1 protein-coding gene is annotated in these 357 nt (G+C 45.7%); it reads left to right on the top strand.

The genetic code is table 11. The features are described from left to right. A partial coding sequence (locus Q0794_RS18135) for a VCBS domain-containing protein (protein ID WP_298944283.1) occupies positions 1-357 on the top strand: 357 nt, incomplete at both ends.

Genomic DNA, 357 nt, shown 5'->3' with positions numbered 1-357 from the left:
CAGTGATGGTGTTGAACAAGCAATTGTTATTACTATCAACGGCGTTGACGACTTATCGGTTGTGACAGGCGATGATAAAGGCGCAGTAACTGAAGATGCGGATGCAACCACGTTAAGCACAACAGGCACCTTATCGTTAAGCGATGTTGACACCACTGATACCACAACCTTTACCGCTGAATCTATCCAGGGCGATTACGGTACCGTGACGATTGACGAAAACGGTGAATGGACATACGCAGCGGATAATACGCAAGCGGCTATTCAAGCGTTAGATGAAGGTGAGTCATTAACCGATACTATTACGGTGACAACCAGCGATGGTGTTGAACAAGCAATTGTTATTACTATCAACGG

Origin of the sequence: uncultured Psychromonas sp. (genome assembly GCF_947489755.1) — a bacterium.
Lineage (GTDB): Bacteria > Pseudomonadota > Gammaproteobacteria > Enterobacterales > Psychromonadaceae > Psychromonas.
The sequence above is the reverse complement of the archived record's forward strand: the minus strand, read 5'-3'. Positions and strand labels throughout refer to the sequence as shown.